The 24,135-nt window shown below is 68.0% G+C and carries 15 protein-coding genes; 6 read left to right on the plus strand and 9 right to left on the minus strand.

Annotated elements, in window-relative coordinates:
- Positions 1–94 precede the first annotated feature (94 nt).
- The 5 genes from ACFPQ9_RS33970 to ACFPQ9_RS33990 all read left to right on the plus strand — a co-directional run bounded on the left by ACFPQ9_RS33970 (position 95) and on the right by ACFPQ9_RS33990 (position 8,287).
- A complete protein-coding gene (locus tag ACFPQ9_RS33970) occupies positions 95–1,720 on the plus strand; it encodes an AAA family ATPase (protein WP_380862079.1) in 1,626 nt (541 codons plus the stop codon).
- 2,971 nt (positions 1,721–4,691) lie between these two features.
- The gene (locus tag ACFPQ9_RS33975) at positions 4,692–5,582 is read left to right on the plus strand and encodes a serine peptidase (RefSeq protein WP_380862081.1); all 891 of its coding nucleotides are present in this window, start codon (positions 4,692–4,694) and stop codon (positions 5,580–5,582) included.
- A gap of 362 nt (positions 5,583–5,944) precedes the next feature.
- Positions 5,945–6,589: an ATP-dependent DNA ligase gene (locus tag ACFPQ9_RS33980; RefSeq protein ID WP_380862083.1), complete on the plus strand. Its 645-nt coding sequence runs from the start codon at positions 5,945–5,947 to the stop codon at positions 6,587–6,589.
- 149 nt (positions 6,590–6,738) lie between these two features.
- On the plus strand, positions 6,739–7,236 hold the full coding sequence (locus ACFPQ9_RS33985; protein ID WP_380862085.1) for a hypothetical protein: 498 nt from the start codon (positions 6,739–6,741) through the stop codon (positions 7,234–7,236).
- An 88-nt stretch (positions 7,237–7,324) separates the two neighbouring features.
- Positions 7,325–8,287: a hypothetical protein gene (locus ACFPQ9_RS33990; protein ID WP_380862087.1), complete on the plus strand. Its 963-nt coding sequence runs from the start codon at positions 7,325–7,327 to the stop codon at positions 8,285–8,287.
- A 293-nt stretch (positions 8,288–8,580) separates the two neighbouring features.
- Here the strand turns inward: ACFPQ9_RS33990 and ACFPQ9_RS33995 are convergent, their stop codons facing one another.
- From ACFPQ9_RS33995 to ACFPQ9_RS34020, 6 genes are all read right to left on the minus strand, one after another.
- A complete protein-coding gene (locus ACFPQ9_RS33995; protein WP_380862089.1) occupies positions 8,581–9,240 on the minus strand; it encodes a DUF2290 domain-containing protein in 660 nt (219 codons plus the stop codon).
- Complete coding sequence (locus ACFPQ9_RS34000) at positions 9,227–11,377, minus strand: DEAD/DEAH box helicase (RefSeq protein ID WP_380862091.1); 2,151 nt, start codon at positions 11,375–11,377, stop codon at positions 9,227–9,229. The genes ACFPQ9_RS33995 and ACFPQ9_RS34000 overlap by 14 nt, the downstream gene beginning before the upstream one ends.
- A gap of 204 nt (positions 11,378–11,581) precedes the next feature.
- Positions 11,582–14,704, minus strand: coding sequence for an RNaseH domain-containing protein (locus tag ACFPQ9_RS34005; protein WP_380862093.1), 3,123 nt, complete (start codon positions 14,702–14,704; stop codon positions 11,582–11,584).
- A 59-nt stretch (positions 14,705–14,763) separates the two neighbouring features.
- Entirely contained in the window at positions 14,764–18,078 is a 3,315-nt protein-coding gene (locus ACFPQ9_RS34010; protein ID WP_380862095.1) for a hypothetical protein, read from the minus strand.
- Positions 18,071–19,336: a restriction endonuclease-related protein gene (locus tag ACFPQ9_RS34015; RefSeq protein WP_380862096.1), complete on the minus strand. Its 1,266-nt coding sequence runs from the start codon at positions 19,334–19,336 to the stop codon at positions 18,071–18,073. Before ACFPQ9_RS34015 ends, ACFPQ9_RS34010 begins: the two co-directional genes overlap by 8 nt.
- A gap of 97 nt (positions 19,337–19,433) precedes the next feature.
- A complete protein-coding gene (locus tag ACFPQ9_RS34020) occupies positions 19,434–20,459 on the minus strand; it encodes an XRE family transcriptional regulator (RefSeq protein ID WP_380862098.1) in 1,026 nt (341 codons plus the stop codon).
- A 321-nt stretch (positions 20,460–20,780) separates the two neighbouring features.
- Between ACFPQ9_RS34020 and ACFPQ9_RS34025 the strand changes: the two genes are divergently transcribed.
- Positions 20,781–20,972: a hypothetical protein gene (locus tag ACFPQ9_RS34025; protein WP_380862100.1), complete on the plus strand. Its 192-nt coding sequence runs from the start codon at positions 20,781–20,783 to the stop codon at positions 20,970–20,972.
- Positions 20,973–21,114: 142 nt separating this feature from the next.
- Here ACFPQ9_RS34025 and ACFPQ9_RS34030 read toward each other — a convergent pair whose 3' ends face one another.
- From ACFPQ9_RS34030 to ACFPQ9_RS34040, 3 genes are read right to left on the minus strand one after another with little or no spacing between them, the layout of a single operon-like run.
- On the minus strand, positions 21,115–21,708 hold the full coding sequence (locus ACFPQ9_RS34030; RefSeq protein ID WP_380862240.1) for an HAD family hydrolase: 594 nt from the start codon (positions 21,706–21,708) through the stop codon (positions 21,115–21,117).
- Between the two features lie 11 nt (positions 21,709–21,719).
- Positions 21,720–22,856 (minus strand): MFS transporter, encoded by a 1,137-nt coding sequence (locus ACFPQ9_RS34035; protein ID WP_380862242.1) that lies wholly within the window; start codon positions 22,854–22,856, stop codon positions 21,720–21,722.
- A gap of 23 nt (positions 22,857–22,879) precedes the next feature.
- On the minus strand, positions 22,880–24,115 hold the full coding sequence (locus tag ACFPQ9_RS34040; protein WP_380862244.1) for an ATP-grasp domain-containing protein: 1,236 nt from the start codon (positions 24,113–24,115) through the stop codon (positions 22,880–22,882).
- Positions 24,116–24,135 lie beyond the last annotated feature (20 nt).

The raw sequence follows: 24,135 nt of genomic DNA on the forward strand, positions 1-24,135 counted from the left end.
CCCGGCGAACTGTTGTCCCTTGTCATCCAATCGAGGCGTTGGACAGCGAACCTAGCCGTTTCGGCTTCTCTGACAGTGAATCTAGTCGTGAGGGGTGAGCAGGCTCGATCCCGATAGCCTGGAGACTGAATCGTACGGGCACGGGGGGATGATGGTTCGAGCACTTCTGCTCGGATTTGGAACCTTTGAGAGCGCGGTCGACGGAGAGTGGAGTCCCACGTCGGAGGGGTTGCCTCCGCTGCCGTCGGTTGAACCGCACGTGCGTGAACTCGCCGTAGTGCTCTCGCGCTTCGACGGGCTGAACGTCAGTGAACCGTTGATCGACGCGGACTGGGTCAGCGTTAAGGAGGGCTGGCGGCAGCTGCGGCACGATTCGGTGGGCCGGCCGCGTATCGTTCACTTTGCTGGCCACGGGGTCTCTCGTGGCCGGGTCTTGTACCTGCCCGTGCACGACAGCCGTCCGACAGACCTCCCAGAGTCGGCGATCGATGTCGGCCGATGGCTGAACGAGGTCGAGCACGGCTCCGACCAATCTCCCGTCCTATTCCTGCTCGATGTTTGCGGTGCAGGGGCCGCGACGGACTACCAGCTGTTCCAGGACGTTCCCGAGGGCGACCGAAAGACCTGGGTGATTGCGGCCTGCACGGCGGACGAGAGCGCCTTCGACGCACGGTTCACCAAGGCCACAGCCCAGGCGCTGGAGCGGCTCCGCTTGGGGCACTGGGACATCTCTCCGACTCTGTCCCACGTGCCGGTGGAGGCTGTCGCCGACGAGATCGCGCGGGAGCTGGTCCGCCTCGGCGAGGGGTATCCGCAGACCGTGGTGCACTCGCCACGCCGAGCCGCCTCGTTGCCGGTACCGGAGTTCTTCGCCAACCCGGCGCTTAGCACTGACGGCTGGCAGCGTCTTCGGAGCCGACTCCGGTTTGCAGTTCGGGAACTGGCGGCGGAGTTCGACCCCGGCCTGGACCCAGTGCACTTCCTCACCCGGGCGTCCGGCCGCCTGGATGACGCCGCTGCGATGACGGGCTGCCTCTTCACTGGGCGGACACGTGAGCTGACCCAGATTCGCTCCTGGTTGGCGAGCGACGAACCCCTGTTGCTGGTGACCGGAAGCCCTGGGGCCGGAAAGTCGGCGCTACTGGGGGTGACGGTCTTCCTGTCGCACAACCAGCTCGCCGAGCTGAGTACCGGGCTGGTTGGCCGCATTCGTGCTCAGTACCGCCCGGAGCGTCGGTACCCGACTCTTGTCGCGGTCCATGCCCGGCACCGGAGCATGGACGAGGTGATCGCTTCGATCATGGTCCAGCTGTCTCCTGCGGACGCGGAGCCGGCCGCCGCCAGCAGTGAGCAAGCTCTAGACGAGCTCAAACGCATCGCCCAGGACCTGCCGGAACCGGTGATACTCATCCTCGATGCCACTGACGAAGCCCTGGAGAGCGGCCGCATCGTCCACGATCTGCTACCCGAGCTCCTGCGCACGCTCCGCTCTGACGGCCGCCCCGCCTTCCGAGCGCTCGTGGGGATGCGCCCGCCGCAGGCGGACGGCCACCGGTTCTGCGAGGTGCCCGGTGCCCGGTGCCCGGTGCCCACGGGATGGTGCTCGACCTGGACACCTCCTCCGGTGTCGAGGACCTCGCGGACGACCTCACGACCTACATCGCCGACATCCTCTACAGCGCACCCGGTTACAGCGACCAGGCCCTTCGTGAGTCCGTAGCCCGTGCGGTCGCTACCGCGATCGCTCATAGCCCCGATCGCAGCACCTTCCTCGTCGCAGCACTCTTCGCCGACTTCCTGCGAACCGGTGTACCCCTGAATCCCGCCGAGGCGGTCGCCCGACTGCCGCAGAGCCTGCCGCAACTGCTCGAACTGCACCTGCGGACCACGCTGGACGGCGACCCGTGGATGCGGCTCTTGATGGTGGGGCTGGCACAAGCGCGGGATCAGGGTATGCCGCTGGAGCTTGTGGTCGCAGCGGCCACCGCTGCCGCCGTGGCCGCGGGTCAGGAGCTCCGCCCGCTGACCCCAGGCGAGGCCCGCGAGAAGCTAGCTACCGCCCGCTTCTATCTGCGGACGAACATCGACTCGGACGGACGTCAGCTCTACCGGTTCTTCCACGAGACGATCACCGAGCACTTCCGTGACGCCGGGGCTGAACTCGACGGGCTCGCCGACACGCTCTTTCACGAGCTATTGTCGGCCGTCCCCGGAAGGCGGGCCGCTGAAGGGCCTCGGTGGGACCTCGCCGCACCGTATCTGCTGCGACATCTCATGGAGCATGCCGTCGCTGTACCGGGCGGATCCGCGGTCGACCAGCTGTTCCTAGACCCGGAGTACCTAGTCCGCGCCGACCACGCCGGCATCTGGGAAGCCGTCCACAGGACGAAGACCCCCACGGCGCGGCGGGCCGGAGTCGCGTACCGGAAGGCATTCGGCCGCTTCGACCTCGGCAGCCTCTTCGGGCAGCGCATACCGCTGGAGACGCGACGTGCCAGGCTTCAGCAGAGCCTCGTGACCTACCAGGCGGCCGGGCTCGCACGCCGCCTCCACGACGAACGGGCCCCGCTCCGCACGCACTTGAGCACGGGCTTGCCCGAGGAGTCCCTGCTGTACGTCATCAGCGAGGACGAGTTAGGCGCCACCGTGTCAGCCCTCGCCCTGGGAGCCGTCGATCGACGGCTCCTCGCCGTGTTCGGCGGCACTGATGGCTCCCTCCAGGCATGGGACATCACACCGAGCCCTGACAGCGCGGTCCAGTACTTCTCGGCTCCGAGGATAGACAAGGGCGCCATCACCCAAATGGCGATCGCGGATCTGGATGAGCGGGCAGTCATCGCCTCGGTGACTGACCAGAACGCTCTCCTGCTGTACGATCTCTCCACGGGTGCGCTCGTCGCCGACACACCCCTCGACGGCGCGAGGGTCTCAGCGCTGGCGGTCGTCGGCACCGGCGACGAAACGGCTCTTGCAGTCGGTCGGGTCAGTGGCGAGATCAGCCTGGTCGGCCTGCTAGGCGAGTCGTTCGGCAGGATCCTCGACACCGTCGAAGCCGGGGGCGCCGCCATCGGTTCGTTGCTCGGCGTGGAGTCCGCAGACGGCTCCCTCGCCTTCCACTGCGTTTCCGCCGAGTCTCAGGGACATGGGCCGAGGGTGCTGCGGAATCTGGGCGAGCGGCCCGTCACCATCTCGTCGGAGGGACCGTTCCGGGAGGTGCGGATCCAGCCCACCAACGCGCGCACCCCGCTGTTCTCCCTCATCGCCTACCACCCCAGCATGTATGCCGTAAGGGGGAACGGTGAGACTGTCCACGTCGTCACGGGGGCCAAAGACCGCGGGCTGACCCTCGCAGACATCCGTCATGTCGACCGCTTTCAGCTCGCGCTGACCGCCCATCGCGACGGCAACATGCGGGTGTGGGACCTCGACGTTTGCCCGCAGTTCGGTCACGGCCAAAACCACTGGCACCCTGCCACAATCCTCGGCACCATCCGGCTCGGCGGCTCGGAGCTTGCCCTCAGCGCCGAACTCGCGTCTGGCGAGATCAAGGCTTGGGACCTGAGCACCGGCGCCGAGGATCATGAACTGACCGACCTGGGCGGGCTTGGCCATGCCGCCACCGTGACGGCCGGCGATGCGTCCTACGTCGTCACAGTGACCACGGAGAATGAGCTCGACACCTGGAATGTCCGTGAGGATGCCCTGGAATCGACGGTCCGCCTCCCCGCTCCGGCCACCGCGTTGGCCGCTGTGCCGCACGGCGATTCGGTGTGGGCCGTGGTCGGCGGTGCCGACGGTGATATCCACGTGTGGGACACGAGCAAGGAGTCGCCTTCCCACGTCCTCACCGGCGTGGACGGACCGGTCACGGAGCTGGTCGCGGGCGACGTCGGCGGCGAGTCTCTCCTGATCAGCGTCCACAACGAACGCAGGGTCTGTCTCTGGTCCCTGGCTGACGGCTCGCTGCGGCAATCGATCACACTGGACCGGATCGGAGCGATCGCGATGCAAGGAGGACGCCTGTTTGCTGCCGAGCACTCGTCGGACGATGACCAGGTGCGGATCTGGGACCTTGTGACGGCCTCGCTCGTGGGCTCTGTCTCCGTGGCCGGCCCGCAGGTGATGACTGTCAGCCAAGTGAACGGCAGGCCGGTACTCGTGGCCGCTGTCAACGAGGCGGAGGTCCAGGCATGGGATGCCGAATCCGGCGATCCACTGGGATATCCGGCCCCAGTGCCGGATCGAATGCACACGCTCGCCCCCTACGAGAGCGGCGTGCTGGTAGGCAGCAAGGCCGGCCATGTCACGGCCCTCGGCTGGGCCTGCTCCGCAGCGGCGTCGGCACTCCGCCCGACGAGGCCGACCGTGCACGTCACCCACGTCCTAGCTTGGTTGCCGGGCGAACTGCTATGCGGCGATGCCCACGCAGACGGATGGGAGTTGTACACCGTCGACGAATGGGAGGGAGGACTGCCGCCTTCCTTCGGCCTGGTCTACGCCCGCCCCGTCACTGCGACGACGGTCGAACTCCACGATGCTCTCGTCGACGTACTGACGCCCGGCGGATTTGAGGTAGTGCGGCTGGAGGCACACTGGTACGAGATCAGCAAGGTCGAAGGCGTGACCACCGGCGGCCCGTGGCGATTCCCGGCGTACTCCGTTCATTGTCACCTGGAGGAAGGACCAGAGCAGTGACGATCGTCGCAGTACACGGCATCGGCAACCACCTGAGGGGCCGCTCGCCGGAACAGGCGGCCACCAAACTAGCAGGACAGTGGCAGCTCAAGCTTCAGCATGGGTTCACGGCCGCTGGACTGGGCGACCACCGACTCCCTGACCTGCACGTCGCGTACTACGCTCACCACACCCAGGCCGCGGAGCGGCAGGCTGCCGTGCCGGATGTACTTGCCATTGACGAACGAGAACAGTCCGTCGTCATCGCCTGGGCGCTGGCCCTAGGTTCACCCACCCTCCAAGAACGGCAGGGACTGATTACTGCACCACTGCGGCAGGTCCTGTCCTGGGTTTCCCGACGCCGCAACATCCCCATCGGGACAGTCATTCGGCTCGCCGTCCAGCTGGCGGGCGAGGTCCGCCGCTACCTCCACGTTCCCCAGGTACGGGCTGCCGCCCGATCCACCGTGGCCGAGTCGATCCGACGGGTGCGCCCCCGCGTGGTGCTGGCGCACTCCCTCGGCTCCGTCGTCGCGTACGAGGCTCTCCATGCTCACCCGGAACTGACCGTGGACTGCTTCGTGACCTTGGGCTCCCCCCTTGGCCTGCCGGGCGGGATTTTCGATCACCTGGTGCCCGCGCCAATCGCCGATCGGGGTGCCCGGCCTGCCGGGGTCCGCTACTGGGTGAACCTCGCCGACACAGGTGACCTGGTGGCGATTCCTCATCGACTCGGCGACCGATTCCCCGTTGACCAGCACGCCGACACCCCGATTGGCCGTATCGACTTCCACACCTTCGGAGCGTACTTGTCCTCCCCGCTCACCGCTGCGGCGATCACTCCCTTCGTCCGCAACCCGACGATCCCGGACCATATCGCCTCAGATTTTCGGCAGTCCGCGTCCTAAATGATCCGGCGTCGCAGGTAACGCCCCTGCACGCAGGCGCGTGCTCACCTCGCACGACGGGATTCGCTGTCAAACGACTCGATTGGATGGCAAAGGACAGAACTGCCCGTTGAAAGCGAAGTCAGTCGGCCGGACGCCACTGACCAACAACGACTAACTTCGCCGTCAAAGCGTTCTCGTGGCGCCGGATGCGCACGCGGCTTCCTGACCAGCATCGACTGGATTCGATGACAAGGAGCGACCACTGGCTCAGCTATGCGCTGTTGGACTGGTCCAGTGCGCTGCATGGGGTGTCCGGGGACCGGCTGACTCTCGAGCCGCGTAGATGTGACGGTGTGGCTCTGATTCCTCCGATCCAGCCGATGCTCGCGACAGCACGGCGGCAACTGCCCCCAGACGGGACACTGCCGGGGCAATGGGTCGCGGAACAGAAGCCGGACGGCTTCCGAGCTATCCTCTTCGCGCGCCCCGGTCTGGTCATGGTCCAGTCCCGCCAGGGCGCCGACCTCACGTCGGCCTTTCCCGATATCGCGGCGGCGGCCACCGGCCTCGTCGAGGCCCTCGTGCTCGATGGAGAGCTCGTCGTACCGCACGAGGGACGACTGCACTTCGGCGAACTCCAAAACCGCGCCCGTCGCCGTGGCCGCAGCGCCGTCCAGGCTGCGGCTGAACGCCCTGCCTACTTGATCGTTTTCGACGTGCTTGAGGCCGCGGGAACCGAGTTGCTGAGACGGCCATATCTCGAACGGCGCGCGATCCTGGAGAACCTCTTCGCCCGCGAAGTGCTCGCCGCTCCGTTCACCCTGTGCCCGTCCACCACCGACCGGGCGACCGCATTGGACTGGCTGGACCCGGCCTGGGGCACGGTCGGCATCGAGGGCATCGTGGTCAAGGGCAGCCAACAGCTTTACCTGCCCGGGAAAAGAGCCTGGGTCAAGGTCCGAAACGGGATGAAGTGTGCGGCTCCCCGTCTCGTGTCGAAACGACATCGTGACTCGCGTACATAGCCACAGAGTGGACATCCGCCCCCGCGCACAGCCGCCACCGTTCGCCGAGGGGTCACGCTGACGGCTGTGCGAACGGTCTGGTCACCGGGCACGTCAGCAGCGATGCCCCGGCCCGCACCGCCGACGGAGAGCCCGCCTGGCTCCGCCTGGTGTCCGCACTGGAGGACGAGGCGTCGGGGACGCTGTGGGAAGGCGCCCTGGAGGCACAGCACGCCTTCGGTGACCTCGACGGGCGCCGGCCCGCACTCCTGGGGATGCACGACGCCTTCGACGACGGCACCGCCTACCGGGCGGAGCTGTCGGCCCGCGTCGATCAGCCGGTGCTGTCCGACGACCCGATCCTGCGGCGCGACCTGGACTTACCCGACTCCTGGTGGGAGGAGCTCGCCGGGACGCTGGAGAAGCTGTCGGCCACCAGCACCGGCCGCGTCGCCGTGCGCGAGCAATACATGAGCCGGGCCATCCCCGAGTTCGTGGGCATCCCGGCCCCAGCCGTGAGTTCCGTGGCCACAGCCCACGCGGATCTGCACTGGGCGAACCTCACGTCGCCTCTCGGGTGCTCGACTGGGAGGCATGGGGGCTGGGCGCTCGGCAGGCCTCGTAGGACTTCTCGACCGGGATGTCCGCGTGTATTCAGACCGATGTGAGCATGAGTACCTGCACCGCACCCCGGCGTGACTCCCCGTCACGGAAAATGTCCTTCCCCCGTCGGCGCCTTCTGGCAGGCTGTGCCGCGTGACAGGCGAAGGCGATGCCAGCAAGCACGACGAGGCGTGGGCGATGGAAATCCTCGACCAGCTGAATCGAGGCACGCAGAAGGCGCATGAGCATCGCGACGCGCTCGCGGCAGCGGTCGATGAAATGGCTCACGGATTCACGCAGTTGGGCCTCAAGCCTTGGACAATGGGGCGAAAGAGCCCAGCGCGAGAGGACATGAAGGCCCCCGACGTCCTGCTCGGTGTACGCGCCGAACCAGTCGCGACGATTCTCAGATATGAATCGGCGGTCAATATCCTCAGTGCCGCCGATCAGCTTCGGGGTTTCGCCGTCCTACTTCGCGCGGAAGCATCGTTGATGGGCGCGGTCTCGGTCGCGCGCGGCATCTTCGAGGCGTGCCTATGGGCCACAGCGGTGATCGACCCGACCATCACCACTGACGAGCGTCTGCAACGCGCCCTGACGCGTCGCCTCGCACGGCTCTCGGCAGGTATCCGCCTCAAAAACATGCTCGGCGATGGCGTCACTGACGCCGACCAGGTCATCGACAACGACGGCCACATCGACGACGCGCATGGGACCAACCGCGATCCTGCGAAGGACATCGCCGACATTGAGATCTACGCCAAGAGCCGGGGCTGGCCAGTGAAGAAGCGCCTGCGCGCCTCCGAGATCACGCCCCTTTCGATTGACTGGCTCAGCGAGAACCTTGAGCGCCGAATCGGCATCGAGGGGTACGCCTGGACGAGCGGGTCGTCGATGGCGCACGGCGAGCATGCCGCCGACACGGCGTCGTGGGTTGAGCTGTCCCAAGACCTTGGCACGGCTCCGGCGTGGTTGATCCGATTGTGGTCGACCGGCGCATGGGCGGGGCCGCGTCTCTTCCTTACAACCCTTGAAGGCTACACAGGGAGGGTGAGCCTAGAGCGCGAGTATCAGCGATTCGAGAAGCTGTTCTGGAACGAGGAGGGCAAGAGCTAGCGTGAGTTTTTGATTCTGGCTTTTCTGTATCATGGGGATTTCAAGGGGTCAGGCCGATCGCCCAGTGAAGCGGTTCGCCGGAAACGCCGCTTCTGCGGCAATCGGCAGAGGCGCGGCGGGTGCACCTCGAATTAGTTCCCCTGTGGCGCCGCTCGAACGGCAGGCGAGTTCTGCTGCCGCGATTCCCTCTTCCTCACGACAAGACCAACGAGCAACCATGCCGACAGTCACATAATCAACAATTTCTGTTAGGACCTCTTAGCGGCTTGGACGACATCCGTTGGCGGAAGGCGTTAGTGCCACATCAAGTGTGGACTGGTGGCGTCCTCTTCGGTGAGTACGCGTTCGCCGATGTGGCGGGTGGCGCCTCCGCTGAAGTAGCTCTGGTGGGCTGCCCAGAGATCGGCGTAGAAGTGCCGGAAGATGAAGTCGGCGAACCGTCCCACGTGCAGGGGGGCCGCACAGGCGATCCGGCAGTGCGCTGAGTTGATGGTCAGGTGCGAGGCGGGGTGTCCCGGGGCGGCGGCGGAGGGGTCGTAGTCGAAGCGGACGGCCGAATGCAGGACCATGCTGGTGGGAGTGTCGGCCACGTAGATGTCGACGACGTCCAGCAGTGGTTCATCGCGGACCAGGTCCGGGTCCATGCGGTAGGGCGCAGGTATGTAGGCGAGCCGGTGTCCGGTGATCGATCCTCCTTCCACGTCGTAGGTGAGCTGCAGGAGCGCTCCGTCGAAGAGGTAGGCGGAGAAGGCGCCGGCCTCCGCCCAGCGGCGGTAGTCCTCCAGGCCGGGATCTCCGCGGTGGGTGAGGAACGGGACGCCCGGATTCAGCGAGTGCCACGAGACCCGGGTGCCGTCGATGGAGACCGGGTTGATGTACACGGCGATCTCTGCTGCCAGCAGGTAGTCGAGAAGGTTGTTGATGTCGTCGCGGACGGCTCTAGGCGTCGTCACCCGGCAGCTCTTCCCTCAGCTTGGTCACCAGGCGTGTGCGCAGGGCAGGGGGGATGTCACCGAGGTCGATCTCTTCCGCCTCGTAGGCTTCCATGAACATCTGCAGGCCTTCGGTGGCCCGCTTCACGGAGGCCCGGCTGTGGGCCGACTGACTGCGGTTCAACTGCCGCATCCGGTCCAGGGACGCACGGCTGGGGATCGTGAATTCCAGCTGGAAGTTCTTCTCCCGGACCGTGTCGATCTCCTGCGAGATCACGTTCATGGCACTGCCGTAACCCACGACGCGCACCCAGGCCCGGCTGCGGGTGATCGCAGTGAACAGCGTGTTGCGGCGGGTGACAGCGTTGTAGTCCTGCGCCGCGTAATGGGCGTCGGTGACGTAGACCATCGGTGCCTCGTTGCCCTTGGCGCGGAAGATGTGCGCCAGCGCGACCGAGCCCCGCACGAAGACCGTGTCCGCGCTGGTGCTGACGCCAACCAGGTGCGAGGGGATTCCGTGTTCGCGCAGTGTCCGCATCAGCCGGGGCGCACGGGATTTGGCGCGGTAGACGTCGGGCAGGACAATCAGGATGTCGTCGTGCTCGAGTTCGTCCTCGTCGAGGTTCTTCTGGATCTGCTGGGCGACCCAGATGTCCTGTGCCTCCTGGCTGTCGAACGCCTGCATGACGACGGCGTCGTCCACCGCAAGACGCTCACGGAAGTACGGGGGAGCGCTGTCGTGCTTGCGCCGCAGGGCGACGGGCTCACCCAGGGCGAGTTCGCCGCGCACCGTCTCGTAGCCGATGTCGTCCCATAGCCCCGGTTCGTCGAAGTGCTGCAGCAGGCCGCCTTCCCGGTAGACACCGATACCCAGGGCGTGCGCCGTGGCCAGCGCCCAGGGAGTGTTGCGGTAGCAGACGGGCAGGACGATGTCTTTTCTCGGTTCCTTGTCGCGGTTGACGAGGCTGACCAGGCTCTCGCCTTCGGGGCCGGTGCCGAAGAGTTCGTCCGTGCTGGGCATCGCGGACTCGGAGAGTTTCTGCAACTCGTCGTAGCCCCACACGATCCGCTTGGGTTCTTTGGTGAAGTGGTAGACGAGTTGGAAGAATTCCGGGGGCAGATCCTGGGCCTCGTCGATGAGGACGACGTCGAAGATCGGGTCGGGACGGGTTTCTCGGACGATCGTCAGCAGCTCGCGGCAGATTCCCTGGAAGGCGTCGTCCATGCCGTAGGTGGCCCGGGCGTAGTTCCAGTCCCGCGCCGTCGTTCCCGCGGCCCGGGCCATTTCGCTGTAGAGCCCGGCCCGGGAGGCGGAGCCCCACGAGTGCATGATCTGCAGGTACTCCTCGTCCGGGCGGTCGTTGCTGTACTCGAACGTGAACCGGGTGACGAGGTTGTCGATCTGCTCGTGCAGCGCCCGGGAGTAGTAGGTGAAGGCGATACGCCACTGAGGGTGCTGCGTGTGGAGATAAGCGGCCTTCAGCGCCAGGACGACCGTCTTGCCCGACCCGGCAAGTCCGCGGATGCGCTGCGGTCCTTGCGGTGTCTCGATGGCGGCTGCCTTCTGCCACTGGTCCAGATTAGCGATCCCCGCCTCAATGATCTTCAGGACGGCGCCCCGTGAGGCGGTCTCCTGTACCGAGGCACGCTTCTTGACCGGCTTGATGGTCGTCACGCGTTGCAGCGCGGCCTGCACCGCCCGCTCGAGGGCCTCGTCCAGCCCCGGCAACTGGCCGACCTCGGCAACCACTTCCTGCAGGTCGCAGTAGATGCCGCCCTCGGTATCGGTCTCCGGAGCGTCAACCGGACCGGGAAAGACCGTCACCGTGGTGATGTCCACGGCGAGCGTCCTGCGGCTGCGCAGCGCGCGGTGCTTGCTGAGGGTGCTGTCCAGCACGTCGTAGAGCCGGTCCTGACGGGCCTGGGCTTCCTCCCAGTCCGCTTCGTTCTGGGGGATCGAGTCGGCCAGCAGAAAGGCGACCAGTCCGTGCGCCTGGCTGACCATCAAGGCGTCCACCTCGACGGTCTCGTCAGCCGTGGCCAGCATCGGATAGCCGAGATACACGGTTCCTTCGTCGGCCACCTCCCGCAGCTGATCCGCCAGCAACGAAGCGAGGGTCCGATTCCGGCTCTCGCCGTACACCACCTGCAAGGACATACGCGACGCAACTTCCTTCGGATCGACGGACGGGGGAGCCCCTTACCGCCCGGCCCCACAACCCGCTGCGGACGCCCCATCCTAGTGAGAGGCGGTCTCGGCGGGCTCCGCTCTGCCCGAGGGGACGCCCCGGGTACCCGGGGCGTCCCCTCGGGCAGAGGAGGCGGAGTCGGCTCGGCGAAATGCCTGACCGGTGACGGGTACCTAGCGTGAGTAGTCAGGCGAGGGCGTTTCCTGGAGAGCGCCGTCCTTGCCTCCGCTGGCCTCGGCGATGATGTGCTGCTGCTCGTCATCGTCCTTGGGCGCTGACCTGCGGTATTGCGGGTGGTCCAGGTCCATTTGCAGCGCGGCGTGCAGCGGTGCGGGGTAGCGGGTGCGGTCGCACCAGCTCAGTGCCTGGTGGCACAGGCGGGCCACGGCGACGGCGAGTGCCTCCCGGTCGTAGCCGGGCTGGGTGTAGAGGGGGGTGATCTCCCGCGTGGTCATGGCGTACCAGGGGGAGTTCATCTCGTTCTCCTCGAAGTCGCCGTCTCCCGTTGCGCGGGCGGGTTCGGCACGCCAGCGGCTCTTCTGTGCCCCGTATCGCTTCCTGCCGTAGTTGCGGGGCTCGGTGAACAGGAACCAGGGATGGCCCTCTGGGTTGTTCTTGGGGTAGTAGAGGTCGCTGGAGGTTTTGATCTCCTTTTCGCTGCCGTCCTTCAGTGTCCGGGTGACGTAGGCCAGGCGTGGCATCTCGGCCTGGAAGCAGTTCATGCGGATGATGCTGACCGGTTGGGTGCCCAGGTCCTGGGCGGGAAGCCAGAGCCTGTCGTCGGCAGGGTCCTGTGCCGCGCCCTGCTTGTTGTTGTGCAGGCCGGGCCACGCGCGGCGGCAGGCGTGGCCGTCGACGATCAGGGCGTAGGGCAGGCCCATGAGCTTGTCGGGCAGCTTGCGCAGGGCTTCGCGGACGTCCTGGCCGGCCTGGGCCCAGCGGGTGGTGTCGTCGTCGCCGTCCTCCTTGTGGAGGGGGTAGTTGAGGGAGTGGAAGAGGCTCTGGGCTTCGGCGTAGTCCCGCCAGCGTCGCTCCGGGTCCAGGTTGGTCCATGCAAGGTGTCGCCACACGCCGCCGGGTTTGAGCGGGGGGACCAGGCAGGCGGCGGTGATGATGCGCTTGGGCTGGCCGCGCAGGGCCCAGTCGGACTTCTGCTTGCGGATGTGGATGCCGCAAAACGCCATGCGCGGCAGCGGGTAGGGGTCGCCGGGGCTGTAGAGGGCCTGCTCGAAGCGCTGGTCGACCACTCCGAGGGAGCGGTGGAGGTCGAGCAGACCCATGAAGACGGAGTGGTCGTCCCACGGGATGGCCGGGATGGTGACGGTCTTCATCTCGTACGCCGGCTCGCCCGGGGTGCGCTGGTCCTTGCGCTTGTACTTGCGGCGGGCGCCGGCCACGTACTGGGAGGGGATCCTGGCATCGGCCAGGGCTCGCCGGGTCTGGTACTTGGCGTCGGCGGTGGCGAGCTCCCGGGCGATGGTGGAGGCGTTCTTGTAGGTTCGTGCGTCTTCGGGGTCGGCTCCGGGCAGTTCGGTCTCGCACCATGCGGCGAGCAGCCAGCCCTCCCGCGCTGCCGCGGCCTGCAGCCGCTCCAGCTCATGGCCGCGGTTGATGTCGCTGCCGTGCCGCAGGAACTCCTGCGCGTTGAGGAACACCATCTCGATGCCCTCGGCGAGCGGGTAGGGCTTCGTGTCCTTGGGGTCGTATGCGTCCATGTCCTGGCCGTACATGTGGGCCAGGCCGTGGAGCATGCGGATCCGGGTCTGCTGCCGGTAGTAGAGGCACACGAAGCGCAGCCCCTGGTATCCGGCGCGGTTCACGCAGTCGCGGACGCTGTCCGGGGAGGGCAGGCCGAAGCCGTCGACGAACGGGACCTCGCCCTTGTGTTCCTTGTTCTTCTTGCGGGCCTTCTTCTCCTGCTTCGCCGCCTCGTCGAGCTGCTCGAAGGTGCGCTGGGCGAAGACGTTGCCGTCCGAGTGCAGGACGACCGGTTCGATGGCACCGTCGAACACGGAGTTCACATGCTCATGGAGCATGCGCAGGTGGTGCGTGCCGGCCCCGTCTCCCACTGCGTGCGAGCCCCGCTTGGGGACGATGGGGCGGACCGTGCCGGGCGCGGGGGTGGTGAAGGACGCCTTCTTCTTGGCGGCCGATGCGGCGGCCGCCGCGTCCTTCTCGCTCTGGGCGCGCTCGTCGACCGCGCCCAGGGCCGAGCGGTCGGCCTCCAGCACGGACAGGATTTCCAGGGCGTGCCGGTTGGTGCCGCGCAGCGCGCCACGCCCTTCGAGGGCGACGGTGAGGATGGGCTTGTCGCCGCTCTGCTCCACCATGGCGGTCTTGGAGTAGATCAGCGTGTTGCCGATGCGCCGCATGTGGGCGTCGAAGAGGAACACCGGTTCGGTGAACGACGGGTAGGTGACCATTTTGGCTGAGAGGTAGGAGTGCGCATACTCCGCCTCGGACCGGTTAGCTTCCGTGGGCCACTGCTTGCCGATCTTGCCGAGGGCCTCCGGGGTGATGGGGTGGCCGTGCCCCACGAAAGCGGGGCCGATGGGGTTGTTCCAGGCGATGACCTCGCCCGTGCTCACGGGGCGGTAGCGCACCACGGCGGGCTTCTCCGCTCGCCGCCATCGCTTGGTGCGCTCGACCGGATCGCCGTTCTTGTCGAGCTTGACGGTGCCGTCCTCGTTGTGCTGCACCTCCCGGACGGGCTCCATCGCGTAGTCGAGGAAGTCCTTGCCCGCCAGCTTGATCGCCAGCAGCCATCTGACCGCCTCGTACGCCCAGTTGGGCGGGTTGGGCACGGGCGGGGCCTCCTGCCCGACTGCGTGCGACTGCTCGGGCAGCAGATACTTCTTCAGGGCGAGATGGCGCGGTTCGGTCTCGGCGACCAGGTCCGCCACCTTCGACTGCGTGGCGAAGGGGATGTCGGCCAGCGGCGTCCCCCGGCAGATCCCCTCCAGATAGGTGAAGACGGTCTGCAGCGTGTCGGCCTCGACCTTCTGAAGGGTGACCATGAAGCGCAGCTTGCGGTCGATGTACACGTACCCGCCGGTGAGCTGCTTGAGCACGGTCGTCACGATCGAGTACGGGATGAGGAAGTAGTCGGCCTCCTCCCCGGCGCTGCGCTGGTTCTTCTTCGTCCGGCCGGCGACCTGGCCCAGCGCGGCCCATTCGGCCTGGACATCGTCGTGGAACTCCCACACCCAGGCGTTCATGCCGTCGAGCATCGGCTCGGCACAGCGGTAGCCCAGAGTGTGGGCGGTCAGCTTTCCTGACGTGGTGCGTGGCGCCATGGCAGCGCTTCCCTCATTTCTGGCTCTCTCCCCGGGCACGCCGAGCCCGGGCAGGCCGGTCACGTCTGGACGGGGTTGATTCCCGCGTAGGACAGGAAGGAGGACAGGGCCTCGCCGTACAGCTCGTTCATGAACGCACGCTGCTGCGGCGACCAGTTGCCGTGGATGCGGCGGATGATGCTCGCCAGGTCCGCGCTGAACTCGGTGCGGTGCAGGGCGTGGTCGACGATGTACAGGTTCATGTCGGTGTCGCCGCGGCGGGCCCGGCCGGCGAGCTGGACCAGGTCGATGAGCATGCCGGCGACGAGCTCCTCCTGGAGTTCGTGCGCCATGTTCGTGAAGCGGCTCGGTGAGCGCAGGATGCGGGTGATCTGCTGCCGGGACGCCGCTTCTGCCTCCCTCAGTGTGGTGACGGGGGTGCTGCTGCCCCCCTTGGGGAGAGCGTTGATGCCGGCCGCGTTGACGCTGCCGTGCATCCACTCGATGTCCTCGATGCTGAGGACCGGGCGCGTGCACAGGTAGATGTCCCGGACGGCGGAACGGCTTTCGACGAGGATGTTCAGACCGCGCGCGATGATCGCCAGGGGGACGATCAGGATTTCTCCGTGGTCGGGGAACCGTTCCAGTTCCTCACGCACCGTCTTGCGGACGAAGGAGGGGATGTGCTGCTCGTAGTCCTCGGGCCGGCGGCCGCGGACCACGACGCACACCCGGTGCCTCAGTCCCTCGGCCTGGGCCAGTCCGGACGCCAGATAGGCAGCCTGCTGGTAGGAGTTGACGGCCAGGATGCACCGGGCGCGGGTGGATTCCGTCTCTTCGAGGAACGCGAGCCGGTCGGCGAGGACCTGCTGGTAGAGGTTCTTGCCGAGTACGCGCAGTGTCTGCGGTTTCGCGTCGCTGTGGATTCCGCCCACGCTGATGGCTTCGCCGTCGCGGCTTCCCGCGGTGTAGCGGACCGGGCACGGCTCGGTGACGATCGATTTGGGCCGGGTGTCGGGGATCCACCACTTGACCGGGGCGTGGAGGTGTTCCTGGACGGCCTGCGGAAAGTATGCGGTGGCCGACAGGCCCAGCACGGGCCGCTCGACGCCGGCCGTCATCAAGGCGGTGAGGCCGCCGAGTTGGGCGGTGAAGGTGTGCGGGTCGCCGGCGACGGTGCGGACCAGGAGTTCCGCCTCGGTCTCCCGGTTCTCCAGGCCGCGGGCCTGGTATCCGTTCAGGGTGTGTCCGAGCATGGCCAGCGGATACAGGCCCACCACGGGTGAGTCCTTGATGCTTTCCAGGATGCGGCGCACCGATCCCAGGTCCAGGTGCCGCAGGCCCTGGGCGGTCCGCCGGGTGCGGCCGAGGGCGTCGTCGATCTCCTTGAGCATGGTGCGGGTGACCAGGAGGTTGACGGCGGCGGCTCGTTGGTCGCTGTCGGGGATGGTGTCCCGCAGCAGGTTGTTCAGCTCCTGCTGGACGAGTTGCAGGTAGTCCTCGCCCCGCGGTGCGGCCAGTGCGGTGAGGGCTTCCTGTACCGCCTCCCAGTCGGCGTCGCCGGGCAGGGGGGTCTGCGCCACCTCGGACGGCCGTTCCTCGCGCCACCGGCCGGGCATGAGCGTGTCCAGGAGCCGGAACATCTCCCGGCTGATCTCCTCGTCACCGATCTCGCCGGGGAAGAGGACGTGCAGGAGTTCACGGTCGCGTGAACGGGCCAGCCGCCAGCCGTCGTTGCCGCCCCCGCCCGCCGGGTTGTCACGGATGTTCCGCGGATTCATCCGCAGCCGGGTACCGAGGGACAGGAGCAGGAATTCCGACATCAGGCGGGCCTGGGCGACCGGGCTGAGCAGGCTCTGCTCGTAGGAGGCCGGCAGCCGCCGGGCGTCACGGTCCAGATCGCGCAGGTCGCTGTCGCGTTTACGGGAGGCGAGGTTGAGCTCGCTGGTGCAGCGGCTGATCGCACTCTTCTGGAAGGCGTCGACCTCATCGATGACGATGAGGTCGCAGGTACGCAGGATCATCTCCAGCACCGACAGGCCGCGGGTCCCGCGAGCCTGTCCGCGCCACTCGGCGCCGTCCAGAACGGCACCGATCCGCAGGGAGCCGGAGATGAGATTGGCATGGTTGGTGACGACGACCGCAGCGTCCGCCGCCTTGTAGAGGGGGGAGAACTTCCCGCACACGGGGATGAACGGGCAGGCGTAGGCGGTGTCCTCCTCCCCGGGACGGGTCAGGCCCAGGCAGTTCTCCTCTCCCGGCCGGTAGAGGCTGGACGGTTCCATCAGCGGGCGCTGTCCGCAGCCGTAGGCGAGGTGGCCGATGTCGGCCCTCTCCTTCGGCGTCCAGTCGGTGATCAGCGCGGATGTCGCGTACGAGGCGTAGTCGAGGGCCCTCTGGTGGCGGCTGTAGGGCGACATGAGGGGAACGCAGGAGGTGGGCTCGTCGAGGTGGCCGTGCTCGTGGAGGTAGGCGAGGTCGCCGTTGATGTCCCAGGCCATCGCGAGGGTGGACTTGGCGTCGGTCACTCCCAGAGCGATCTTGATGTTCTTCCGGGCGGCCCAGGAGGCCATGGCCCGCACCAGGACCGTCTTGCCGCTGCCGGTGGGCGCGTTGATGATCTGCAGCAGCCCGGAGACGGTCTTGAGCTCGACGACGGGTTCGGGCCCGTCGTGGCTCTTTAGGGCGGCGAGGAACTTCTTGAGGACCTTGTGCAGATAGCGGAACTGCGGACCGCGCCCCTTGAGGAGCTTGGTGACCTCCTTCAGTTCCGCTACCGGGATCGTAAGGGTGTCGCGGTGCGGCCGGGTGGCCAGCTGCGGGAGCGCCTCGTGTCCGGCGGCTGCGGTGAACGACGGTGTCTTGGTGAACTCGATCTCGCGGTTGGTGGTGCCGTGCTCCTTGCCGAGGTAAGCGGTGCGCGTGCGGTAGACGCCCGGCCCCGCGAAGGGCAGGGCCCGGGGACGCTTGCCGAAGGTGAAGAACCGCTGGGTGACGTCGGCCGCGTATCCCAGCAGGTCGCCGCCGACGCGCGGGATGACACCGTCGGCCTCGAACGGATCCTTTCCCGGGATGAGGAACGACCCGCCGGACAGGTCGCCGTCTTCCTGGTCCAGATCCATGGCACCGAGGTGGGCCAGCGCGGCAGCCTTGAACTTGTCCGGGGTGGCGAGGTCGGACGGCAGCAGCCGCATGACCTGGGCGGTAACCCGTTTCTCGTAGGGGGTGCATGCACCCCAGCCCTGCCATGCCTGGGGCTTGCGGTGGGCGAAGTACGCGGCGTCCGTGAAGGTGGCCGTGATCCTGCCGTCGTCCCCGGTCCGGGGGAAGAAATGCCCAGCCAGGGCGAGCGCCCCCAGCATGCCGGCTTCCTCCGCCGCGAGTTGGTCACTCACCGGCCCCGCCCTCCCGTACCGTGCGCACCACCCGCTCCAGGAAGTCCGTCGCGGTCGCGGCGCGCATGCCATGCCGGCGGCACTCGTCCGTCAGCTGCGGGATCTGGCTCGCCCGGTGGTCGGGCACGACGATCCAGCCAGCCCGGCCCTTGTCCCCGCCGTCTGCACGCAGCTTGCCCACCAGCTGGTTCGACCAGCGGTAGTCCTTGAAGTCCACCGTGAACAGCACCTCCTGCCCGCGCCCCTGCCCGCGCGTGACTTGAAGGTCGTAGACGTCGTTGTCGGGCCACAGCTTCACCTGGACGCCACTGTCCGCCAGACGTTCGGCCAGGACCTCGTACAGCCGGACCTCGGGAAGCCCGGGGACGGTGGTGTACCGCCACACGTCCCGGGCCAGCGCCTTGTAGCCCGCGACGGGAAGGGCCTGCGGAACTCCCGGCACGGCGCCGGTGTACAGGGCCCGGTGAAGCGCGGACGGCGTGCGTACCTCGACCGCCTGGTCGAGTTCGGGGATCTGCCCGCGGACCGGTGTGAAAATGTAGGACGCCCCGGTCTCCGCGTGCCAGGGGTAGAGGCACTGCACACTGCCCCTCGCCGTGCCGCCCTGCCCCTCCACCGTGATTTTCATCGGCCAGGCGCAGGCAGGGCAGCGGAACCAGTACCCCTGGTGGGTCATGTACGTCGGGATGTCCTCGAAGAAGTCCAGCGCCGGGGGCGGCAGCCGGAGCTTGCGTAGATCCTCGATGGTCACCGCCGGATGCCGGACCAGGTTCTCGCGGTGCACGTGGTAGTAGTTGCCCTTGAGGCTGGCGTACACCGTCTCCTGCTTGTACTCGCCCTGCAGGTCGGAGAGCGTCACCCGGCCGCGCAGACGGCCGACTTTCCTGGCGGCCCGGATGACCTGGACCACCTCATACCGGTAGTCGAAGGCGTCCTCCGTGGTGAAGCCGTCCTTGTCGAGAAACCGCAGGGCGTCGAGCCCGGGTGGCGACGCCCAGCCGGGCATCAGCCCCTCCAGACTGCCGGCCATCTCCCCGCTGAGCCGGTCCAGCAGATCCTCGAAACGGACAGGATGCCCGGGACCGGCGGCGGCCATGAGCAGCCCCTGTGCTTCCATGATCTGCGCCAGCCGCTCGGCGCCGTCCAACTTCGTGTTCGTCAGTGCGTCCCCGCAGACGGCGAACGCCTGCGTCGCATCCAGCCCGGGCCCCACCAGACGTTCCCGCGTGCCGCCCCCGGCGTCATGCTCCTCGGTCACCTTCGACACTCTAAGACAACTACCGGTCCAATCATGCGCAAAGCAAAATTTTGCACCGGCGGGCACAACAACCCCACGGCGTCACCAGCCGCCCACGCTAGGCCGGTTGGGACCCGTCGGATGCAACCGTGTGGGAGAGGACGATATGACCGGTGTCGATGTCCGGATACAACTCCCGGTAGGCAGCGTGGTGATCGCGGATATGACGAAGACCCGACTCGGTCACGAACCACCGGTACGGACCATGCCCGGCGCCGTCCGGATGCCGCAGTTCGATGAAACCCCGCGACGGGGACTTCCCACCCGGGCTCCGCCCCACCGCCAGGAAGTGCGGTCCCCGGCCGGCTAGCGAGCCGTCCACACCCTCGCTTCCTGCCAGAGCGACACGCACGAGGATGCACCACAGCCACCGGGACATCAGGGAAGGCGGCGGCCCTTTCTCCCGGACGACGCCGAGACCTCGGCGTGCCACCGCCCGCCCACGGCGTGTCAGTTCCACCCGGGTTCGCCTCACCTCACCCAGCCCCTGGACGTGGACGCGGTCCCGGTAGGTCACTACCAGGCCCCGCCGCTCCAGGGCGGCGACCGAGGAGCCTGCCCCGGGATCGTGGACACCCTCCTCGCGCAGTCTGCCCTGTATCCGGGTGCGTCCGACCAGCTCCGGCGGGGCGTAAAGGGCCAGATCCATTCGCCGCCATTCGACGGACTTGCGCCCTGTACCGCCCAGAAACCTGCGGCGCCGCTGGTCCTCCTCGGCCTCCTGATCCTGCCGGAAGATACACGTCAGATAGGTGCGCTGCCGCCCGTTGAGAGCGCCCCACACCTGCTCTACAGCGGCCCCCGGTTCCCGGGTGGCCCGTTCCGCCAGGAGAGGGACGACGTCGTCGGGACGCGTACGGCGCCAGGCATCCATGACCACACGCTCAGGCACGCCGTACACCTCGGCCAGAATGCGGACAAGACGTCCGGCGCCCTCGGGCGTCCCCCACATCCGGCTCCGGACGACCTGCCCCCGCTCCAGTTCCCTGAGCTTGCGCCGCTCGGGGTGGAACGCGGCACCCCCAACCCTTCGGGTGATCGCCCGGCACGCCTCGGTTGCGCTCAGCCCTGCGTCACGCCGCAACTCGGCGAGGGTTTCCCTGCCCCGCTCTCCCGCGAACAGGTCCTGGGCATCGCACTCCAGAGCCCGAAGAAGCTTCCCAAAGGCCCGGCCAGCAGGGACATGCGTCCCCGCTTCCCAGTGCTGAACAGCCCTTTCGGTGACTCCGACTGCACACGCCAGCTCATCCACCCGCAACCCCCTCATCGAGCGCAAGTACGTCAGCGCTTGGGGTGAGAAGGACCGCTGCGGCATGCTCCCAGCAAAGCGTCACGAAGAGTTTGTCGCAAGATGGCGCATCGAAAATTGTCCACAAAACGGTGTATTGAGTATTTGATTCACCCGGTGTGCGGAGGCAGAAATCTCGTCCGGGCGGCGAACGAGCGACGGCAGCCCACAGGAGACGCCCCAGCGGGTCCCTGTCTCGACTGCAAGACGCCGTTCGGAGTCAACAAGACGGCACTGCGCGGTGCGACCTTCGCGATGGAGACGCTCCAGGAGTTCGTGGAGTCGCCCTCGCTGTACCAGCCCTCGTGACGCATGCACGTCAGCTGGGTCATGTGCAGCGGCGTGTCGGCAGCAGCAGAGCTGCCAGTCGTGCCGTCTTCTAGTCTCGGCTTCGGTCGGGCCGCCTCATGGGCCGTCCAGCTGAGCTCGTCCAGCGGTACACCAGGGCACCTCAGGAGCTCAGCTCGTGCCTTTCCAACAGAGGGAGTAGTACCGGGCGCCGGTGTCTCAGCGCCGCTTCCTCGATCTGCGCTGACTCATCGAGTGTCGTAGAAGTCCGAGCTGGGAGGCTTCTCCTTCGCCGATGTCTCATGAGACATACCGAACGTGAAGAACACTTCCGTGCCGAGTACACGGCGTCGGTCATCAGTTCGCGCCGCCAGTCGGTCGCGTCGAGGACGTCGGCGAGGAAGTGCGGGGCGCTGGAGAGCAGCACCATGGGCAGTCCGGCTGCGCGGGCGCGGGACAGGATGGCGAGGACGTCGGGGTCGGTGCGGATCCACATCGCGGTGTCCGCGGTGCGCAGGGTGCGCAGCCAGCGCGGGCTGGGGTGGTGGCCGAGGACCTCGGCCCAGTACGCGAGGTCGCTCAGTTCTCCGGCGTTGTACGCCTCCCGAGGTGCCCAGAACGCGTCCCCAAAGGAGTCGAGTTGGTCGGGGGGCCATTCGGCGAGGGTCGCGAGGCGCCTCCACATGAGTGCGCTAGGTTGCCGGCCGATCACGCCGTTGTAATCGATGATCACAGCGTGCGCGGCGGTGGGGGACATGGCGGGGGTGGTCAAGAGGCGGGGTTCTCCAGAGCTTTGCGGGACAGGACGGCTACGGCGGCGGCGAGGAGGGCGGGCAGCAGCAGCGCGGTCGTCAGGGAGGTGAGGGTGGCGAGTGCGCCAATGAGGGTGGGGCCGGCGAGCAGGCCCACGTAGCCGGTGACGGAGACGTGGGCGACCGCGCGGGGGCCGCCGGGACCGGCGGCGGTGATCAGGCTGGGGACCGCGACGGACAGGCCCAGGCCGAAGACGGTCCACCCGGCCAGCGCGAAGGCGATGGTGGAGTCGGCCAGGCCGGTGGCGAGCCCGAGGGCGGCCAGGGCGGCACCGGTGCGGACGACGGCGGGGGCGCCGTAGCGGGCGGTGAGCCGGTCTGCGGCGAGGCGTCCGGTGGCCATGGCCCCGCTGTACAGGGCGAAGGCCGCTGCGCTGACCGCGGCCGGGGCGCCGAGGCCGTGCAGGTGGACGGCGGCCCAGTCGGCGGCGGCCCCCTCCCCCAGCAGGATTGCGGCTGCCAGCGCGCCCAGCAGCCACAACCGGCCCCGGGACAGACCTCCGCTCGACTGAGGGACCGGTCGGCCGGGATCCGGGTCGGGTTCCGGCGCGGCAGTGACCAGGCATCGGCTTGCCCGGGCCGCCGCGCAGGCTGCTGCCCCGGCCACAATGCCGACGGCGACGAACAAGAGGGTGTACGAGATGTGGGTGCTGCCCGCGGCGAGCGCGGCGCCCAGGAGGGCGCCGATGCTGTAACTCGCGTGGAAGGCGCCCATGATGGGCCGTCCGACGGCGTCCTGGCAGCGGACTGCGGCAGAGTTGATGCCCACGTCGAGCACGCCGTGCGCGACCCCGAAGAAGAGCGCCACCGCGAGCAGTGTGGCGAGGCTGTCGCAGGGTCCGAGGGCGGCCAGGCAGGCAGCGAATCCGATCGCGCCGCCGGTCACCAGGGCGGGGAGCCGGGCCGGGTGGGCGAGGCGTCCGGCGGTCTGGAGGCCGGCGACCATACCGAGCGCGGCGGCCAGCAGGACGAGGGAAAGACCTGCGGTACTCAGCCCGGCGGCTTGTTGGACGGCGGGCAGGCGGGCTCCCCATACGGCCATCGCCAGGCCGAGACCGGTGTAGTAGCCGGTCAGCAGGCGGTGGCTGCGCATCAGCTCGGGCGCGGCAGGTCCGCTCACGCGGCACCGGCCTCCCCCACCGCATCCAGCTGCGATGCCGGGGCAACCTGGACTTCGAGGTTGCGGTACGCCTCCTGCAGGCGCGCCTGGGCGAGGGCGGCGGACGGACCGGTGGTGATCAGGTAGCCGATGCGTGCGGTGAACAGATCACCGCCGTCCTGCGGCAGCACCACCTGCTCTCCTACCTGCCGCTGGAACCGGGCCTGTTCCAGGCCCTGGGCCTGTTCGGCGAATGGGGCGGTGAGTCGGCAGGCGGTGAGCAGCCCGGAGTAGGCGGGGTAGACGAACCGGATGGCCGCCGCGCGCTGGTGTGTCGGGGCCAGGTCGGGGGCGTGTCCGCAGGCTATGTCCGCGGCGGCGCGGGCGAGGTCGACGCCGGTGGCGAGGTGCACGAGGTGGCCGATCAGGTCGCCGGCGAGGCGGGCGTTGACCTCGATCAGCCGTGGGCGCCCGTCGACCAGGCGCATCTCGACATTGCTGATCCCGTCCGTGATCCCCAGCGCGGCGACAGCTGCCTCGGCGGCCGGGGCCACGGTGGCCAGGAGCGGATCGGCCGCGTCCACGCAGTGCGCGGTCTCCTCGAAGCCTGGGGGAAGGCCGAGGGTCTTGCGGGTGACGGCGACGACCGTGGTCCGTCCCTGGTAGGTGGCGCACTCGACGCTCACCTCCGGTCCGTCGAGGTACTCCTCGACCAGGACGTCGGTGTTCTGCGCGCCGTGCCCCGCTGCACGTTCGGCGACGGCGTACGCGGTATCCAGTTCGCCGGGGTTACTGGCCCGGGTGACGCCGATGCTGCCTGCGTGTGCGGCGGGCTTGAGGACGACCGGGTAGCCGATCCGCCCGGCGGCCGTGTACGCCTCCTGGACGTCGCGGACGCTCACTGAGGTCGCCGAGGAGACGCCGTGGCGGGCGAACAGGGCCCGTGCGGCGGCCTTGTTGCGGCACGCGCGCAGGGCCTCCGGGGTGGTGGTGGGCAGGCCGAGCCGGCGGGCGAGTCGGGCGACGGGGACGAGGTACCACTCGGTCCAGGTGACCACCCCGGTAAGGCGGTGGCGTTCGGCCAGGGACTGGCCGGCGGCGTTCAGCGCGGCGTGGTCGGTGGGGTCGGCGACGACCACGCAGTCGCGGATGTACGGCAGCTGCCACGACGGTTCTTCGCCGGTGATGAGGACGATGTCGTAGGCGGCGGCGACGGATTCAAAGCAGTGGCGGCGATAGCCCTCGGCCTCCATGTCGGCCGCGGCAACGACCA

This window comes from Streptomyces coerulescens, assembly GCF_042657965.1.
Classification (GTDB): domain Bacteria; phylum Actinomycetota; class Actinomycetes; order Streptomycetales; family Streptomycetaceae; genus Streptomyces; species Streptomyces coerulescens.

Bases quoted from the DNA above. Each gene is read 5' to 3' on its own strand.
- ACFPQ9_RS34030 (WP_380862240.1), bottom strand. From the start codon at position 21,708: ATGTCCCCCACCGCCGCGCACGCTGTGATCATCGATTACAACGGCGTG.
- ACFPQ9_RS33980 (WP_380862083.1), top strand. From the start codon at position 5,945: ATGCTCGCGACAGCACGGCGGCAACTGCCCCCAGACGGGACACTGCCG.
- ACFPQ9_RS34040 (WP_380862244.1), bottom strand. From the start codon at position 24,115: ATGGAGGCCGAGGGCTATCGCCGCCACTGCTTTGAATCCGTCGCCGCC.
- ACFPQ9_RS34000 (WP_380862091.1), bottom strand. From the start codon at position 11,377: ATGTCCTTGCAGGTGGTGTACGGCGAGAGCCGGAATCGGACCCTCGCT.
- ACFPQ9_RS34005 (WP_380862093.1), bottom strand. From the start codon at position 14,704: ATGGCGCCACGCACCACGTCAGGAAAGCTGACCGCCCACACTCTGGGC.
- ACFPQ9_RS34035 (WP_380862242.1), bottom strand. From the start codon at position 22,856: ATGCGCAGCCACCGCCTGCTGACCGGCTACTACACCGGTCTCGGCCTG.